Here is a 16,269-nt window from a genome sequence, read left to right as displayed (position 1 = left end):
GCGCTACTGGCTCTTGAGTTGCAGGGCGGGCGCGACCTGCATCGCGCGCCAGGCGGGCAGCAGGCCGGCGAGCATGCTGGCGAACAGGGTCAACGCGATGGCGGTCAGCAGCATCGGCAGGTCCAGGTGCGCCAGCGAGGCGTAGTCCACCGGCTGCCGCCGTACCGCGGCCAGGCCGGCCAGGGCCAGGCCCAGGCCGAGCAGGCCTCCCACGGTGCCGACGCCGACGGCCTCGACCAGGCATTGCACGAAGATGTCGCGGCGGCTGGCGCCGAGCGCGCGGCGCACGCCGATCTCGCTGCTGCGGCGCAGGAACTTGGCCAGCAGCAGGCCGACGCTGTTGATCAGGCACACCGCCAGGAAGCTCATCGCCAGCCACATCTGCAGGCGCACGTCGCCCGGCACGACCTTGCGGTACTCCAGCAGCGTCATCACGTCGCGCAGGCGGGTGTTGGGCGGCCGCTGGTAGCGGCCCGCCTGGCGCTGCTGGGCCGAGTAGTTGTCGAGGTAGGCCTTGTAGTCGGCCGCCTGCGAAGCGTCCTTCAGCTCGACCCAGTACTGCAGCCAGGTGCAGCTGGCTTCCAGCGCGGTGCCGTCGGTGCTGGGCGTGCCGTCGGCGGAGAAGCAGTTCATGTTGCCGCGGCGGGACAGCTTGACGTCCATCGCGGTGGAGAACGGCACGATCACCTGCTCGGTCTCGCCGTACTGGCCGTTGAACAGGTCGTAGAAGCGCGGGCTCGGCCGCCACTCGTCCATGACCCCGACCACGCGGTAGGCGTTCTTCTCGATGCGCACGGTCCGCCCGGTGCCGTCGGGCGTGCCGAACAGCTTCTCGCTGAGCTTGCGCGAGATGACCACCACGCGCGCGCGCGCCTCGTCGTCCGCGCTGCTCCAGCCGCGGCCATGCAGCATCGGCACCTCGAACATCGGGAAGAAATCGGCGGTGGCGAAGCGCAGCATCAGCTGGAACGGCTTGAGCGTGCTGCCCTCCGGTTCGATCGCGCCGAAGCCGCCGGTGGTGATGGTCTGGCGGAAGGCGCGCTTCTCGCGCAGCAACGCCTCGGCGTCGTAGCGGGTAAGCTGGCTTTCCGGCTCCTCGCCCTCGTGGTAGTTGGCGATCGGCTGCGGGTCGAGCTGCACGTTGAACAGGCGATCGCTCTTGGACGGGATCGGGTCGCCCGAGAGCACGTGGAACACCGTCAGCGTGGTCATCGACGCGCCGATGCCGAGCGCGATCGCCAGCACCATCAGCGCGGTCAGGACCTTGTTGCGCCGGAAGCTGCGCAAGGCGAGATTGGCGTAGTAGCCGAGCATGGCGGCCTCCTCAGGCACCCGTGGCGGAAACGGACGGCACCGGGCGCGGGCGCAGCAGCACGGCCTCGCGTTCCAGGTCGGTGGCCTGGCCGTCGACGATGTGGACATTGCGCTGCGCGCGCGCGGCCAGCTCCGGATCGTGGGTGACCATCACGATGGTGGTGCCCTGCGAGTTGATCTCCTCCAGCAGTTCCATCACGCCGCGCGCCATCTGCGAGTCCAGGTTGCCGGTCGGTTCGTCGGCGAGCAGCAGGCGAGGGCTGCCGGCCAGGGCGCGCGCGATCGCCGCGCGCTGCTGCTGGCCGCCGGACAGCTCGGCCGGGTAGTGCTTCATGCGCGAGCCGAGCCCGACCTTGCCCAGCGACTCCTCGATGCGCTGCTTGCGTTCGGACGCGGACATGCCGCGGTAGCGCAGCGGCACGTCGACGTTGTCGAACAGGTTGAGGTCGGGGATCAGGTTGAAGCTCTGGAAGATGAAGCCGATCTTGCGGTTGCGCAGCCGCGAGCGCGCGTCGTCGCCGAGATGGCTCACGTCCTCGCCGTCGAGCAGGTACTGGCCGCTGGTGAAGGTCTCCAGCAGGCCGGCGATGTTGAGGAACGTGGTCTTGCCCGAGCCGGACGGCCCCGTGACGGCGACGAACTCGCCTTCGCGCACGTGCAGGTCGAGCGAGCGCAGCGCGTGGGTTTCGACCTGTTCGGTGCGGAAGATCTTGGAGACGGAGGTCATTTGCAGCATGGGTTGGTTCCTCTGCGGATGATGTGTGGTGTTTCGGGAGCCGGACTCGGGACAAAGCAAAAGCAGGAGCGGACTCGGCGTTTCCGGGACCGGGTCCCGGCTTTCAATGGATCGTCACCCGCTCGGCATCGCCGAACAGGTCGCTGCCGGAGACCACGACGCGGTCGCCGGGTTGCAGGCCGGAAATCACCTCGACCTCGCCGAGGCTGGCGGCGCCGAGCTGGACCGGGCGGCGCACCGCGCTGCGGCCGTCCATGACGTACGCATAACGTCCGCCGGACTGCTCGACGAACGGCCCGCGCTCGACCTTGAGCACGTTGCGGCGCGTATCCATCAGCACGCGCGCGCTCATGCGCTGGCTCTGGCGCAGGCCCGGCGGCTGCTTGTCGGAGAAGCGGATGCGCGCGGTGACCTCGCCGTTGACCACTTCCGGCGACACCGCCGAGATCGCGCCGGGGAACGGCTGCCCGCTGCCGCTGGTCAACTGCGCCGGCATGCCGATCGCCAGGTCGCGCGCGAAGCTTTCCGGCACCTTGATCTCGACCTCGAACTTGCTCAGGTCGACCACGCCCAGCACCGGCGCGTTGGCCGCGACCTGGGTGTGCTGCACCGCCTGGACCTGGCCGACCTGCCCGTCGAACGGCGCGCGCAGGGTCAGCGCGTCGACCTGGCGCTGGACCTCGTTCACCACCGCGCGCTGGCGATCGGCGAGCAGGCGCTTGTTGCGCGCGTCCAGGTCGCCGCTGTCGCTCTTGATCCGGGCCTCGCGCTGCGCGTTGTGCAGCTCGATGTCGGTCTTCTTGAGCGTGTCCTGGGCCTTGGCCAGGTCGACCTGCGGCACCGCGCCGGCGTCGTAGCCGCGCTGGTAGCGCTCCAGGTCGCGCGCGGCGGCCTGGCGGTCGATCTCGGCCTGGTCGATGATCTTGCGGCCCTCGGCCTTGGCGAGCGTGGCGTCCAGCGCGGCGCGGCTGGCCTCGGCCTCCAGGCCGGCCAGCGTGGCCTGCTCCTGCGCCAGCTTGCTGCGCAGCTCGGGGCTGTCGATCACCGCCAGCTCCTGGCCCTGCTTGACCACGTCGCCGGCGACCACCTTCAGGTCCACCGTGCCGGCCGAGATCGCGTACAGGATCGGGCTGTTGGCCGCGATCACGCGGCCGTCGGCGGCGATGTCGCGGACCAAGTCGCCGCGCTTCACTTCGGCGATGCGCACGCGCCCGGCGTCGAACGAGCGCGTGCCCGCGCTCCAGCCGGCCACCGCCCAACCGATGCCGGCCAGCACGACCAGGCCGGCCACCGCGGGCCAGAGCCAGCGGCGCCAGGCCACCTTCGAGGAGCGGGAGGAGAGGATCTGGTCCTGGGCGGAGGTGTCGCGGATCATCGGGAAGCGTCGTCCGGTGGGAGTCGTGTTTCGTTAAGCACACGGCGTGCCAATCGCAAGTGATTGAAAGGAAAGGATTTGTGCGCGGCGGGCGGAGTGTCCGGGTGTCCGCGGACACCGGCGGCGGACACCTGTCCGGGTAGCGTCACGGGCAGGACAGGATCGGACACGACTAGAATGCGTGCCTTTCCTCCGGGTGACTTGCTCTATGTGCGGTATCGTCGGCGCGATCGCGGATCGCGATGTGGTTCCGGTCCTGATCGAGGGCCTCAAGCGCCTGGAATACCGTGGCTACGATTCCTCCGGCCTCGCCGTGATCGACGGCGGGCGCATCCGCCGCGTGCGCCGCACCGGGCGCGTGGCCGAGATGGCAGGCGCCGCCCAGGCGGAGGGCTTCGCCGCCCCGGCCGGCATCGGCCATACCCGCTGGGCCACCCACGGCGGCGTGACCGAGGCCAACGCCCACCCGCACCTCAGCCACGGCGTGGTGCTGGTCCACAACGGCATCATCGAGAACCACGAGGAGCAGCGCGAGAAGCTGCTCGCGCTCGGCTACGCCTTCGAGTCGCAGACCGATACCGAGGTGATCGCCCACCTGATCCACCACCATCTCGCCCAGGACGGCGTCGACCTGCTGGCCGCGCTGCAGCGCACGGTCAAGCAGCTGCGGGGCGCCTACGCGCTGGCGGTGATGAGCCAGGACGAGCCGGACCGCATCGTCTGCGCGCGCATGGGCTGCCCGCTGCTGGTCGGCGTGGGCGAGGGCGAGAACTTCATCGCCTCCGACGTTTCCGCGGTGGTGCAGGCCACCCGCAAGGTGATCTTCCTGGAGGAAGGCGATACCGCCGAGATCCGCCGCGCCGGCGTGCGCGTGTTCGACGCCGGCGATGCGCCGGTCGAGCGCGAACTGCACCTGTCGGATGTGTCGCTGGCCTCGCTGGAACTCGGCCCGTACCGCCACTTCATGCAGAAGGAGATCCACGAGCAGCCGCGCGCGTTGGGCGACACGCTGGAAGCGGCGATCGACGCCGGCGGATTCCCGGCGGAACTGTTCGGCAAGCGCGCGGCCGAGGTGCTGGCCGGCATCGAGGGCATCCAGATCCTGGCCTGCGGCACCAGCTACTATGCCGGCCTGACCGCGCGCTACTGGATCGAATCGATCGCCAACCTGCCGTGCAGCGTGGAGATCGCCAGCGAATACCGCTACCGGCTGGCGTATGCGAACCCGAAGCACCTGGTCGTCACCATCTCGCAATCGGGCGAAACCCTGGACACGATGGAGGCGCTCAAGTACGCCAAGTCGCTGGGCCACCTGCACACGCTGTCGATCTGCAACGTGCCCGAGAGCGCGATCCCGCGCGCCAGCGAACTGGTCTGCTACACCCGCGCCGGTGCCGAGATCGGCGTAGCCTCGACCAAGGCGTTCACGACCCAGCTGGCGGTGCTGTTCCAGCTGGCGGTGGTGCTGGGCAAGCTGCGCGGGCGGGTCAGCGAGGCCAACGAGGCCGGCTACCTGGAGCAACTGCGCTTCCTGCCCGGCAGCGTGCAGCACGCGCTGAACCTGGAACCGCAGATCCAGGTCTGGGCCGAGCGCTTCGCCTCCAAGGCCAACGCGCTGTTCCTCGGGCGCGGCCTGCACTATCCGATCGCGCTGGAAGGTGCGCTCAAGCTCAAGGAAATCTCCTACATCCACGCCGAGGCCTACCCGGCCGGCGAGCTGAAGCACGGCCCGCTGGCGCTGGTGGACGCGGCGATGCCGGTGGTGGTGATCGCGCCGAACGACAGCCTGCTGGAAAAGGTGAAGAGCAACATGCAGGAAGTGCGCGCGCGCGGGGGCGAGCTGTTCGTGTTCGCCGACCAGGACAGCAACTTCAGCGAGTCCGAAGGCGTGCACGTGATCCGCACGCCGCGCCACACCGGCCTGCTCAGCCCGATCGTGCACACCATCCCGGTGCAGTTGCTGGCCTACCACACCGCGCTGGCGCGCGGCACCGACGTGGACAAGCCGCGCAACCTGGCCAAGAGCGTGACGGTGGAGTAAGAGCGGCTAACAAAACTCAGGAAGAAGTCGTAGGCAGATGATCGAGCGGGCAAGCGACAGCCACGCCAGATGGATGTCGATTCGAGTTTTGAATCGGATGCGCAGCTTGCCCATGCCTGCGAACCAAGCGTGAGCGCGTTCCACGACCCAGCGACAGCGCCCAGGCGGTCGTTGCGCTCGGTCCCCTTGCGAGCGATGCGTGGCGTGATGCCCCGCTCCTTGAGGTGATGGCGGCAACGGTCGATGTCGTAGGCCTTGTCAGCGTGCAGCTTGCCTGGCCATCAATCGGCTGCTTACGACCCATGGCGGGCGGCGCTGGGGAATAGGCGGCCGGCCATCGGCACTGATTCGGTTGCTCCTGCCTGAGGCCACGAAGTCCATCATTGGAACGCCAGCGTCAGCGCCCGTAACGCTTCCCGCGAACGGCGGTCGCTGAGCGTGCTGTAGAGCATCACGTCCTGCGCGGGGATGCGTGGCAGCGAGAGGCTTCCTGTGATGTCGAGGGTGCCGGACGGCGCGGCGCGTTTCGCCATTACCGCCACGGCCAGCCCACCCGCGGCGGCCGCGCCCAGGATTGCGGCGCCCTTGCCGATGAAGACCTCGCGCCATGCGATGCCCGCCTTGTCGAGCGCGCCGACTGCGGCGGCGCGTACCCGACACGCCTCGCCCTGAGTCGCCAGCGGTAATGGCTGCCCGGCGCGTGGTTCCCAGCCCACTGCGGCGAACCACGAAAAGGACTCGACGAACACCGCCTTCCCCCGCTTGCGGCGGTCGTCCGGTCGCAGCACCAGCACCGCGTCCAACTCGCCCTGTTCATACGCCTGCATCAGGTCGGACGTGCCCGCCACGCGCATCTCGACCAGCAGATTCGGATCGTGGTCGCGCATGCGCCTCAGCAGCGACGGGAATTCGCCGCCGACCAGTTGCTGGTTGATGCCTATCGCCAGCCGGCGCTGCTCCACCTCGAAGGCCGCCGCTGCGCGGTCATGGGTCGAAATCAGTTCGCGCGCCATCCCCAGGAAGGCCAGCCCCTCGGTGGACAGGCGAACGTGCCGTGGCGTGCGTTCCAGCAGGCGCCGCCCCAGCTGTTCTTCCAGCCGGCGCAGCCTGAGGCTGATCGCGGATTGGGTCATGCCCAGCACGTCGGCCGCCCGGGTGAAGCTTTGCAGGTCGGCCGCGAGTACGAAGGCCTTTACCGCATCGATGTCCATCGCCTTCATATGCATTAATTCGTTTTTGAAATGATAGATATATCTATAGATGCGTTTAGTTAATCATGCAACGGGCTTACTCTGGCATCCGGTCATTCCATCCGGGAGCGCGACAATGAAACACCTGAGCGGCATGCTGATCGCGATGCTTGCCGGGCTGGCGACACGCGATACCGTCGAAGCGGTCCCCCCATCCCCTCTGCAAGGAACATGGACCCTGGTTGCCGCAGACAAGATCCTGCCGGATGGCACGACAGTCCGGGATTACGGTGAGAGCCCGAAGGGCAGGCTCGTCGTCGACGCCAAGGGGCGGTATTCGCTGCAGATCTTCAAGTCAGAACGCCGGCGTTTCGCCAGCGACAGCAAGGCCGATGGCAGCGCCGACGAACTCAGGTCCGCCGTGATGGGCAGCAGCACCCACTACGGCACGGTGGAAGTCGACGACAGGCAGGGGCTGCTCGTTTTCTCGATCGAAGGCTCGTCCTTCCCCAACTGGGAAGGCACGGTGCAGAAGCGCCGCTACAGGCTCCGCGGTTCGGAATTGAACTATCAAGTGCCGCCGCGCGAGGACGGCAGCATTCCGCTCTCGGTGTGGCGCAGGCTGGACTGAGGCGCGTGCCCACGAGATTGCTCATTGCCCGCTGGAGACGCCATGCCTCATTTCGTCGTCGACTGTGCCATGGGGCTTCTTCGCCACCAAGACGAAGAAGAGATCATCATGCGCTTGCACAACGCCATCAATGCGACCGGGTTGTTTGAGGAATCCGACATCAAGATCAGAGTCAATCCCTACGCGATCCACGCGGCCGGCGGCGTGCGCGAGGACTTCGTCCATGTCTTCTCCTGGATCATGCAAGGGCGCAGTCTCGAGCAACGCGCGAACCTGTCTCGGGTCATTGTCGGCGAACTTTCCGAACTGTTCCCGCAGGTGCCTCGCATCGCGGCGAACATCGCCGAGTTCGAGAAGGCCACCTATTTCAACCGCACGATGCTGTAATCCGTTGCCGGACTTCCGCGCCATCCCCGTCAACGCTCCGCAACAGGAGGAACTTGACTCCAGGTGTGCCCAGTCCGGCCCATATGCATGCCCGAAGCCCGTCACCTGAGGCTGTAGTCCAGCATGCGGTGATCGGCATTCCGTTATCGGTCGTTATCAAAACGTTATCGCTCGATGCCCATGCCCGCGCCCGGGTCGTTCGCCATGGGCATTCAGCGGTAGTTTCCATGCGGGTGCGATTCTCTGGATCCCTGCCGGTTCCACGACGAACCGTCCCACGGATGCCGGTAGTGGCCATCCGGGGCAGTCGTAGAATCGAGCCGGACGGGAACGGGATGCGGCCCGGCAAGCGGCCCGTTCGATGCGGTACCCGGCCTGCCGATGGTCGCCAGCGGCAAGCCCGTACGCCAGGCGTGCGCTGAAGGATCTTTTCCCCCACAGGGCGAGTATCGGCAGAGCACACTTCTTTGACTTCAGTGATCTGCAATCAGGAAACAAGAATGAACGTCCGCGAACTCCTGCAATCGAAGAAAGAAGCCGTCATCACCATCGACGCGGAAGACACGATCGGTGCGGCCGCGCACAAGATGAGCGCGAACCGGATCGCCGCCCTGGTGGTGACGAAGGACGGTGCCCCGGTCGGCATCATCTCGGAGAAGGACATCGTGCGGGTCCTCGCCGAGGACGGTCCGCAGGCGGGCCGGCGCGTGATCTCCACGCTGCCATCGACCGGCCTGGAAGGCATCGCGCCGGAGGCGACCCTCAAGCAGGCGATGTCGCTGATGACGTATTCGCGGCGCCGCCACCTGATGGTCACCGAAGGTTCCAAGCTGGTCGGCATCCTCAGCCTGGGCGATATCGTGAAGAACCTGTTGGGCGAGCTCGAACTGGAGAAGGCGGTCCTGCAGGACATCTACATGGCCGCGCACTGACCGCCGGCGCGGGACCGCGGAAGGAAGCCGGGCATTGCCCGGCTTCGTCGCGCCAGGGCGGCGCCGGTTCAGAACGTGACCTTCACCGAATCGGCGCTGTAACTGGCCGGGCCGTGGTACACGACCTCGATGTTGTTGCCGTCCGGGTCGAGCGCGAACGCGGCGTAATAGCCGGGATGGTAGTCGCGCTCGCCGGGCGCGCCGTTGTCGCGGCCGCCGGCGGCGAGCGCGGCCTTGTGGAAGGCGTCGACGGTGGCGCGGTCGCGGGCCTGGAAGGCCAGGTGATGGCGCCCGGTGAGCTCGCCCTGGGCGTCCTTGCTGTCGGCGCTGGAGACGAACAGCTCGTCGGCCCAGAAGTAGTTGTCGCCCTCGCCGGCGATCGGGATGCCGATCACGTCGAACACCGCCTGGTAGAAGCGGCGGCTGGCGGGCAGGTCCCTCACCACCAGTTGCAGGTGGTCGATCAGCCGCCCGCGATGCAGTTCCATGGTTTCCATGCGCTCTCCTCGTTGTCGTGAGGAGAGCACCTATACCACCTCGGGCCGCGGGTCCGCGTGACCGGCCCGCCCGGGTTCAGTCGCGCGAGGTGTTCGAGATGATCTCTACCCAGTAGCCGTCCGGATCCTTGATGAAGGCGATGTTCTTCATGCGGCCGTCGCTCAGGCGCTTCTGGTAGGGCACTTCCAGCGCGTCGAAGCGCGCGCAGGCGGCCTGCAGGTCCGGCACCGATACGCAGATGTGGCCGAAGCCGCGCGGATCGGAATTGCCGTCGTGGTAGACCGGCCCGTCCTGCTGCTCGGTGCCGTGGTTGTGGGTCAGCTCGAGCACGCCGGGGATGCCAGCCATCCACACGCGGCGCTGCGCGTCGTCCTCGGGGACCTGCACGGTCTCGGGCAGCAGGGCGAGGAAATACAGGCTGAACGCCGCCTCGGGGAAGTCGCGCCGGTCGATCAGGCGGAAACCGAGCACGCGGGTATAGAAGTCCAGCGATTTCACGCTGTCCTTCACGCGCAGCATGGTGTGGTTGAAGACGAAGCCGGCGGTCTCGGCAGGCGGCCGGACGGCGACGCCGGGTTGTTGCTGGAGGGATTGCAAGGTCATTGCGCGGTCCTTGGTGGGAGGTTGCCGGAAGGCATGGCAGGGAGGGCACGGGGCCCGTGCGGTCTTGCCGATTTTACGGGAGCCGGCGGTCGCGGTTTGATGTAGAACAGAAGGCGTGGTCTTTCGTCGATGGAGGTGATCGCATGAGCGAGGCTTTCAGGAACGGCGCACCGGCCGAGCTGTGGCAGGCCCTGGTGCAGGAGGCCGGCGAGCGCGCCGGCCAGCGGCTCGACGAGTGGCGCGAGGCGCACCTGGTGTTCGTGCTGTTGCGCTACCAGCGCGAGGGGGAACTGCTGTCGCACACGCAGGCGCTGGCCTGGTTGCATGCGCATGCGCAGGCGGGGCAGTGGCGCAACGAGTGCTTGCAGCGAGTGGGCGACGAGTGCCTGCTAATCGCGGGAATGTTCCCGGCGCTGGCGCAGCGGCGGCGGGTCAGCGTGGATTATTTCATCGAGCTGGGGCGAGGGGCCTACCACGAGGTGGCCGAGCACAGTGGGCGGGAGACGTCGTCGTTCTACGGCATGCTCGCGCGTAGTTATCGGCAGTTGGTATTGGTGCTGCGGCAGCTGCGCAAGGTGCCGGGGCCGCTGGTCCTGGGGTCTTCTCCTGTGAGTTGAGCGTGTGGAGGCCGGGAAACTGGGACTCGGCAAAGTTCGAGATCGAGCCTCTCTCCCGCGTGCGGGAGAGGGGTCGGGGTGAGGGTGCGAGGCGAAGCCTGCGCAAGGTTCAACTGCACGAGGCTTCGCCCGCACCCTCATCCGCCCTGCGGGGCACCTTCTCCCCTGTACGGGAGAAGGGAACGGCCGGCGCTCTGCGGAGGCCGGGACTCGGTTTAGGGACTGAGGACTCGGCAAGGATCGAGATCGAGCCCTCTCCCGCGTGCGGGAGAGGGGTTGGGGTGAGGGTGCGGGGCTGAAGCCTTCGCAAGGTTCAACTGCACGAGGCTTCGCCCGCACCCTCATCCGCCCTGCGGGGCACCTTCTCCCCTGTACGGGAGAAGGGAACGGCCGGCGCTCTGCTGAGGCCGGGACTCGGTTTAGCGACTGGGGACTCGGCAAAGCTCGAGAACGAGCCCCTCTCCCGCATGCGGGAGAGGGGTTGGGGTGAGGGTGCGGGGCGAAGCCTGCGCAAGGTTCAGCTGCCCGAGGCTTCGCCCGCACCCTCATCCGTCCCTGCGGGGCACCTTCTTCCGTGTACGGGAGAAGGGAACGGCCGGCGCTCTGCAGAGGCCGGGACTCGGTTTAGGGACTGGGGAACCGGCAAGGATCGAGATCGAGCCCCTCTCCCGCGTGAGGGAGAGGGGTTGGGGTGAGGGTGCGAGGCGAAGCCTGCGCAAGGTTCAACTGCAAGGCTTCGCCCGCACCCTCATCCGCCCCTGCGGGGCACCTTCTCCCGTGTACGGGAGAAGGGAACGGCCGGCGCTCTGCAGAGGCCGGGACTCGGTTTAGGGACTGAGGACTCGGCAAGGATCGAGATCGAGCCCCTCTCCCGCATGCGGGAGAGGGGTTGGGGTGAGGGTGCGGGACGAAGCCTGCGCAAAGTTCAGCTGCACGACGCTTCGCCGTACCCTCATCCGTCCCTGTGGGGCACCTTCTCCCGTGTACGGGAGAAGGGAACGGCCGGCGCTCTGCTGAGGCCGGGACTCGGTTTAGCGACTGGGGACTCGGCAAAGCTCGAGAACGAGCCCCTCTCCCGCGTGCGGGAGAGGGGTTGGGGTGAGGGTGCGGGGCTGAAGCCTTCGCAAGGTTCAGCTGCCGAGGCCTCGCCCGCACCCTCATCCGCCCCTGCGGGGCACCTTCTCCCGTGTACGGGAGAAGGGAATGGCCGGCGCTCTGCGGAGTGTGCGCCGCAGTGACACTCGCAGGCCATGGAGGTTGGCGCGCCGCCGCCGAGGAGGTGTTACCCAATCCAAAGCAAAGTCACGACCAACTGCAATGGCCTTGGCTTCGCCACATCGCCTAGAACCAGATCCGTACGCCGGCGACGAAACGGCTGTCGCGCAGGGACTCGCCGTGTTCGCGGGCGGCATCGGCGCCGCCGCCGAAGCGGCGTTCGTGTTCCCAGCCGATGTAGGGGGCAAAGCGGCGGGCGATTTCGTAGCGCAGGCGCACGCCGGCTTCGAGGACGTCGCCGCCGTTGCGTCCGGCATCGCCGGCCAGGGCGAAGGTGGTTTCCAGCCGCGGCTGCAGGATCAGGCGGTTGGTGAGCAGTACGTCGTATTCGCCTTCCAGTTTCAGCAGGCCGTCGCCGCCGTTGCCGAAGTAGAGGGTGGCCGCGACCTCGAACTTGTAGGGCGCCATGCCCTGCACGCCGAGGGCCGCCCAGGTGCTGCCCTCGGGGCGGAATTGCTGGCGGACGCCGGCGAGCAGGTCCCACCACGGCGAGATCGCATGGCCGTAGAGCGCTTCCAGCTCCGAGTCGTGGGTGCGCCCGCTGTCGCGTTCGCCCTCGCTGCGCAGCCAGAGCCGGTCGATGTCGCCGCCGATCCAGGCGCTGGCTTCCCAGGCCTGGCCGCTGCCGGCATCGCGATTCCACCCCTCCAGGCGGTCGACCAGCACGTAGCTGTTGAGGCCGGGGGCGTGGCCGGCATGCGCGTGCAGCGCAGGGAAGGCGGCGGCGCGGTCGGCGGCGGTCACGGCCGGGATCGGCTCGCGCGGCGTGGCGGAAGTGTGGCCCATGGCGGCGTGATCCAAGGGATCCATGGCCGCGTGGTCCATGCCGTCGTGGTTCATCGCGCCATGATCTATCGCACCATGCTGCGATGGATCGTGTTCCGCGTCCGGTGCGGGCATGGGGTGTCCGGCGTCGCCGGCGTTGGCCTGCGGTCGCATCGCCGCGTGGTCGTGCCGGTGCTGGTCGTGCTGCTGGGCGAATGCGGGGATCGCCAGGGAGGCGAGCAGGGCGGTGGCGAGTGCGCGGGTCTTCATGCGCGTTCCTCCACGCGCACCTCGCGCATCATGCCCGACTCCATGTGGTAGAGCAGGTGGCAGTGGTAGGCCCAGCGCCCGAGCGCGTCGGCGCGCACGCGGTAGCTGCGGCGGGTGCCGGGCGGGATGTCGACGGTGTGCTTGCGGGCCTGGAAGGCGCCATCGGCATCCTCCAGGTCGCTCCACAGCCCGTGCAGGTGGATCGGGTGCGACATCATCGTGTCGTTGACCAGCACGATGCGCATGCGCTCGCCGTAGTTCAGCCGCAACGGCTCGGCGCCGGCGAACGGGATGCCGTCGAACGACCAGGCGAACTTCTCCATGTGCCCGGTCAGGTGCAATTCGATCTCGCGGCCGGGATCGCGGCCGTCCGGGTCGTCGAACAGGCTGTGCAGGTCGGCATAGGCGAGCGCGCGGCGGCCGGTATCGCGCAGGCCGATGCCGGGATCGTCCAGGCGCGGCGAGGTCGCGCTGCTGCGCATGTCGACCAGCGGGTTGCCGTCCTCGCTGGCAGGATGGCGCGGCGCCTTCGCCGCCGGCATGGCATGCGCGGCATGGTCCATGCCCATGTTCGCACCGCAGCCGCCCTCCATGCCCTTCATCGCGGCCATGCCATGGCCGGCGTGGGCCATGTCGTGGCCCATGTCCTGCATCGTCAGCAGCGGACGCGGGTCGTTCGCCGGCACCGGCGCTTGCAGTCCATGGCGCACCGCCAGGGTGCCGCGCGCATGGCCGGTGCGGCCCATGTCCTGCGCGTAGATCGTGAAGGCGTCCTGGCCGGCGGGCTCGACGATGACGTCGTAGGTCTCGGCGGTGGCGATGCGCAGTTCGTCCACCGTCACCGGGTGCACGTACTGGCCGTCGGCGGCGACCACGGTCATCTTCAGGCCGGGGATGCGCACGTCGAAGTAGGTCATCGCCGAGCCGTTGATCAGGCGCAGCAGCACCTTCTCGCCGGGGCGGAACAGGCCGGTCCAGTTGCCGGCCGGCGCGGTGCCGTTGAGCAGGTAGGTGTAGGTGTTCGCGTTGACGTCGGAAAGGTCGGTCGGGGTCATGCGCATCCGCCCCCACATGCCGCGGTCGGCCAGCGTGGCGCGCAGGCCGTCCTCGCGCGCGTCGCGCAGGAAGTCGCCCACGGTGCGCTGGTAGGTGTTGTCGTAGGTCGGCATCTTCTTCAGCCGGCGGAACAGCGCGGCGGGGTCGAGGTCGGTCCAGTCCGACAGCAGCAGCACGTGTTCGCGGTCGAACCGGTACGGCGGCGGTTCGATCGGGTCGATGATCAGCGCGCCGTACAGCCCGGCCTGCTCCTGGAACATCGAATGGCTGTGATACCAGTAGGTGCCCGATTGGCGCAGCTGGAAGCGGTATCGGTAGGCCTCGCCCGGCGCGATGCCGTCGAAGCTCAGTCCCGGCACGCCGTCCATGTTGGCGGGCAGCAGGATGCCGTGCCAATGGATGGAACTGTGCGCATCGCGCAGGGTGTTGGCGACGCGGATGTCGACGGTCTCGCCTTCGCGCCAGCGCAGCGTGGGCGCGGGCAGCGAGCCGTTGACGGTGATGGCCGGGCGCGCGCGGCCGGTGAAGTTCACCGCGGACTGGCCGATGCTGAGGGCCAGGTCGGTCGCGCGCAGCACGGGTACGGTGGCGGCATGGCCGGCAGCGAAGGCGGGCGGGCGCCACAGCCCGGTGCCCAGGGCGACGCCGCCCAGCGCCAGCCCTTGCACGAAACGGCGCCGGCCCAGGGCGGGGCGCTCGAAGGAATCGAATGACATGGTGTGCTCCATGACCCGCGCGCCGATGGCGGCGCAGGTCGACGTTGGTCTTCAAAGCCCCTCTCCCCGCGGGAGAGGATGGGGGTGGGGGTCCGGGGCGTCGCCCGTACCCTCATCGACCCCGCCGGGACAGCCCGCCTTCGCGGGGCAGGCGCTTCTCCCCGGCGGGGAGAAGGCGCGCATGTCAGGCGATGGGAGGCCGGATCGGGCGGTACGGGGCCGGATCGCCGTGGCGATCGTGCAGCACCCAGCTCGGCTGCGAGGCGCTGGCGGCCGGCAGGCGGATCGATGCAGGCAGCGCCAGCGTGGCGCTGCAATGCTGCAGGCAGTCGCAACTGCCGCTCTTGCAGCAGCTGTCGTGCTTCTGGCCGGCGGCCTGGTGCGGGGCGGCCGGGGCGTGGTCGTCGGCCATCGCGGCCATGCCGGGCATCGCCGCATCGTGGCAGGGCGCGCCGGGGGCCTCGGCCGGGGGCGGCATCGCCATGCCGGTCGCCGCCCAGGCGCCAGCGGTCGTGTTGGCGACCAGGCACAGGCACAGCAGCAGGCGGAGCAGGATCGGGGCCACGCGGGGTCCGGAGGACTGAACGCGCCAAGGATAGCACCGTGCCGGCGAGCGGCCGGAGCCGGCGGCCGGGCGTAGAATCGCCGGGTTCCCGCTGCTTCCGCTCCCCATGTCGCAACGCCAGTGGGTGGCCAACGCCATCCAGAAGATCGAGGCCGACTTCAACCGGTCCGCCGATACCCACCTGATCCCGATGGAGCTGCCGGGCTATCCTGGCATCGACCTGTATTTCAAGGACGAGTCCAGCCATCCGACCGGCAGCCTCAAGCACCGGCTGGCCCGCTCGCTGTTCCTGTACGCGCTGGCCAACGGCTGGCTGCGCGAGGGGCGGCCGGTGATCGAGGCGTCCAGCGGCTCGACCGCGGTATCGGAGGCGTACTTCGCGCGCCTGCTCGGCCTGCCGTTCATCGCGGTGATGCCGGCCAGCACCTCGCCGGAGAAGATCGCGGCGATCGAGTTCCAGGGCGGGCGCTGCCACCTGGTCGAGCGCGCCTGCGACCTGAACGCGGATTCCGAGCAGCTCGCGCGCGAGACCGGCGGCCATTTCATGGACCAGTTCACCTACGCCGAGCGGGCCACGGACTGGCGCGCCAACAACAACATCGCCGAATCCATCTTCAAGCAGATGGCCGAGGAGCCGCACCCGGTCCCGGCGTGGATCGTCTGCAGCCCCGGCACCGGCGGCACCGCCGCCACGCTCGGGCGCTACGTGCGCTATCGCCGCCACGACACCCGCATCCTGTGCGCCGACCCGGAAGTGTCGGTGTTCTTCGACGGTTATCGCCGCGCGCTGGCCGGCGAGGACGACGCGGGCCTGGCGATCACCGGCGGTTCGCGGATCGAGGGCATCGGCCGGCCGCGCGTGGAGCGCAGCTTCATCCCCAGCTGCGTGGACGCGATGGTCAAGGTGCCGGACGCCCTGTCGCTGGCGGCGATGCGCCATGTCAGCGCCACGCTCGGCCGGCGCGTGGGCGGCTCGACCGGCACCAACTTCGTCGGCGTGCTGCACGCGGCAGCGCGCATGCGCGACGAGGGCCGGCGCGGCTCGATCGTCACCATCCTGTGCGACAGCGGCGAGCGCTACGCGCACAGCTACTACGACCCGGCGTGGTACGGGCCGCGCGGCATCGACGTGGAACGCAGCGATGCGGCCATCGCCGCCGCGGTGGCCGGCGGCGAACTGCCGGCGCTGGCTTGTGCCGCGCTGGAATAAGGTGGTCACGATTTCCAGGCAGCTCCTACACGTTTTGCGTTTTTTCGTCATTCCCGCGAAAGCGGGAATCCAAGGATTTTTCTCTCAC

15 protein-coding genes and 1 pseudogene are annotated in these 16,269 nt (G+C 68.5%); 6 read left to right on the top strand and 10 right to left on the bottom strand.

Annotated elements, in window-relative coordinates:
• Nucleotides 1-3: 3 nt before the first annotated feature.
• From FD678_RS17875 to FD678_RS17865, 3 genes are all read right to left on the bottom strand, one after another.
• Entirely contained in the window at nt 4-1,314 is a 1,311-nt protein-coding gene (locus FD678_RS17875; protein ID WP_140727171.1) for an ABC transporter permease, read from the bottom strand.
• A gap of 10 nt (nt 1,315-1,324) precedes the next feature.
• Nucleotides 1,325-2,050 carry an ABC transporter ATP-binding protein gene (locus FD678_RS17870; RefSeq protein ID WP_140727166.1) on the bottom strand — a complete coding sequence of 242 codons (726 nt, stop codon included), beginning with the start codon at nt 2,048-2,050 and terminating at the stop codon, nt 1,325-1,327.
• 103 nt (nt 2,051-2,153) lie between these two features.
• Nucleotides 2,154-3,425 carry an efflux RND transporter periplasmic adaptor subunit gene (locus FD678_RS17865; RefSeq protein WP_140727163.1) on the bottom strand — a complete coding sequence of 424 codons (1,272 nt, stop codon included), beginning with the start codon at nt 3,423-3,425 and terminating at the stop codon, nt 2,154-2,156.
• Nucleotides 3,426-3,633: 208 nt separating this feature from the next.
• Here FD678_RS17865 and glmS point away from each other — a divergent pair, with 208 nt between their 5' ends.
• Nucleotides 3,634-5,466, top strand: a complete 1,833-nt coding sequence (glmS, locus tag FD678_RS17860; RefSeq protein WP_140727160.1) for a glutamine--fructose-6-phosphate transaminase (isomerizing) — start codon at nt 3,634-3,636, stop codon at nt 5,464-5,466.
• Nucleotides 5,467-5,472: 6 nt separating this feature from the next.
• Here glmS and FD678_RS20715 read toward each other — a convergent pair.
• Nucleotides 5,473-5,744, bottom strand: a pseudogene (locus FD678_RS20715) (transposase); the annotation flags it as partial.
• 102 nt (nt 5,745-5,846) lie between these two features.
• Nucleotides 5,847-6,686 carry a LysR family transcriptional regulator gene (locus tag FD678_RS17850; protein WP_140727157.1) on the bottom strand — a complete coding sequence of 280 codons (840 nt, stop codon included), beginning with the start codon at nt 6,684-6,686 and terminating at the stop codon, nt 5,847-5,849.
• Nucleotides 6,687-6,792: 106 nt separating this feature from the next.
• Between FD678_RS17850 and FD678_RS17845 the strand changes: the two genes are divergently transcribed.
• The 3 genes from FD678_RS17845 to FD678_RS17835 all read left to right on the top strand — a co-directional run bounded on the left by FD678_RS17845 (nt 6,793) and on the right by FD678_RS17835 (nt 8,606).
• Nucleotides 6,793-7,287, top strand: a complete 495-nt coding sequence (locus FD678_RS17845; protein WP_140727154.1) for a lipocalin-like domain-containing protein — start codon at nt 6,793-6,795, stop codon at nt 7,285-7,287.
• A gap of 42 nt (nt 7,288-7,329) precedes the next feature.
• Nucleotides 7,330-7,674, top strand: a complete 345-nt coding sequence (locus FD678_RS17840; protein WP_140727151.1) for a 5-carboxymethyl-2-hydroxymuconate Delta-isomerase — start codon at nt 7,330-7,332, stop codon at nt 7,672-7,674.
• A gap of 500 nt (nt 7,675-8,174) precedes the next feature.
• Nucleotides 8,175-8,606 (top strand): CBS domain-containing protein, encoded by a 432-nt coding sequence (locus tag FD678_RS17835; protein ID WP_140727147.1) that lies wholly within the window; start codon nt 8,175-8,177, stop codon nt 8,604-8,606.
• A gap of 68 nt (nt 8,607-8,674) precedes the next feature.
• Here the strand turns inward: FD678_RS17835 and FD678_RS17830 are convergent, their stop codons facing one another.
• Both FD678_RS17830 and gloA read right to left on the bottom strand, forming a co-directional pair.
• Nucleotides 8,675-9,103, bottom strand: a complete 429-nt coding sequence (locus FD678_RS17830; RefSeq protein WP_140727142.1) for a VOC family protein — start codon at nt 9,101-9,103, stop codon at nt 8,675-8,677.
• A gap of 76 nt (nt 9,104-9,179) precedes the next feature.
• The gene (gloA, locus tag FD678_RS17825) at nt 9,180-9,707 is read right to left on the bottom strand and encodes a lactoylglutathione lyase (RefSeq protein ID WP_140727139.1); all 528 of its coding nucleotides are present in this window, start codon (nt 9,705-9,707) and stop codon (nt 9,180-9,182) included.
• 143 nt (nt 9,708-9,850) lie between these two features.
• On the opposite strand from gloA, the gene FD678_RS17820 reads away from it, so the two are divergent.
• Nucleotides 9,851-10,324, top strand: coding sequence for a hypothetical protein (locus FD678_RS17820; RefSeq protein WP_140727136.1), 474 nt, complete (start codon nt 9,851-9,853; stop codon nt 10,322-10,324).
• 1,341 nt (nt 10,325-11,665) lie between these two features.
• On the opposite strand, the gene FD678_RS17815 is transcribed toward FD678_RS17820, so the two are convergent.
• From FD678_RS17815 to FD678_RS17805, 3 genes are all read right to left on the bottom strand, one after another.
• Nucleotides 11,666-12,634: a copper resistance protein B gene (locus tag FD678_RS17815; RefSeq protein ID WP_140727133.1), complete on the bottom strand. Its 969-nt coding sequence runs from the start codon at nt 12,632-12,634 to the stop codon at nt 11,666-11,668.
• A complete protein-coding gene (locus FD678_RS17810) occupies nt 12,631-14,406 on the bottom strand; it encodes a copper resistance system multicopper oxidase (RefSeq protein ID WP_140727130.1) in 1,776 nt (591 codons plus the stop codon). Before FD678_RS17810 ends, FD678_RS17815 begins: the two co-directional genes overlap by 4 nt.
• A gap of 184 nt (nt 14,407-14,590) precedes the next feature.
• Complete coding sequence (locus FD678_RS17805; RefSeq protein ID WP_140727125.1) at nt 14,591-14,971, bottom strand: CopL family metal-binding regulatory protein; 381 nt, start codon at nt 14,969-14,971, stop codon at nt 14,591-14,593.
• A gap of 106 nt (nt 14,972-15,077) precedes the next feature.
• On the opposite strand from FD678_RS17805, the gene FD678_RS17800 reads away from it, so the two are divergent.
• Complete coding sequence (locus tag FD678_RS17800; protein ID WP_140727122.1) at nt 15,078-16,181, top strand: PLP-dependent cysteine synthase family protein; 1,104 nt, start codon at nt 15,078-15,080, stop codon at nt 16,179-16,181.
• The last annotated feature ends 88 nt before the right edge of the window (nt 16,182-16,269 follow it).

It is taken from the genome of Pseudomonas sp. Hp2, from assembly GCF_006386585.1.
Classification (GTDB): domain Bacteria; phylum Pseudomonadota; class Gammaproteobacteria; order Xanthomonadales; family Xanthomonadaceae; genus Pseudomonas_S; species Pseudomonas_S boreopolis.
This window is presented reverse-complemented; position numbering and strand designations above follow the sequence as displayed.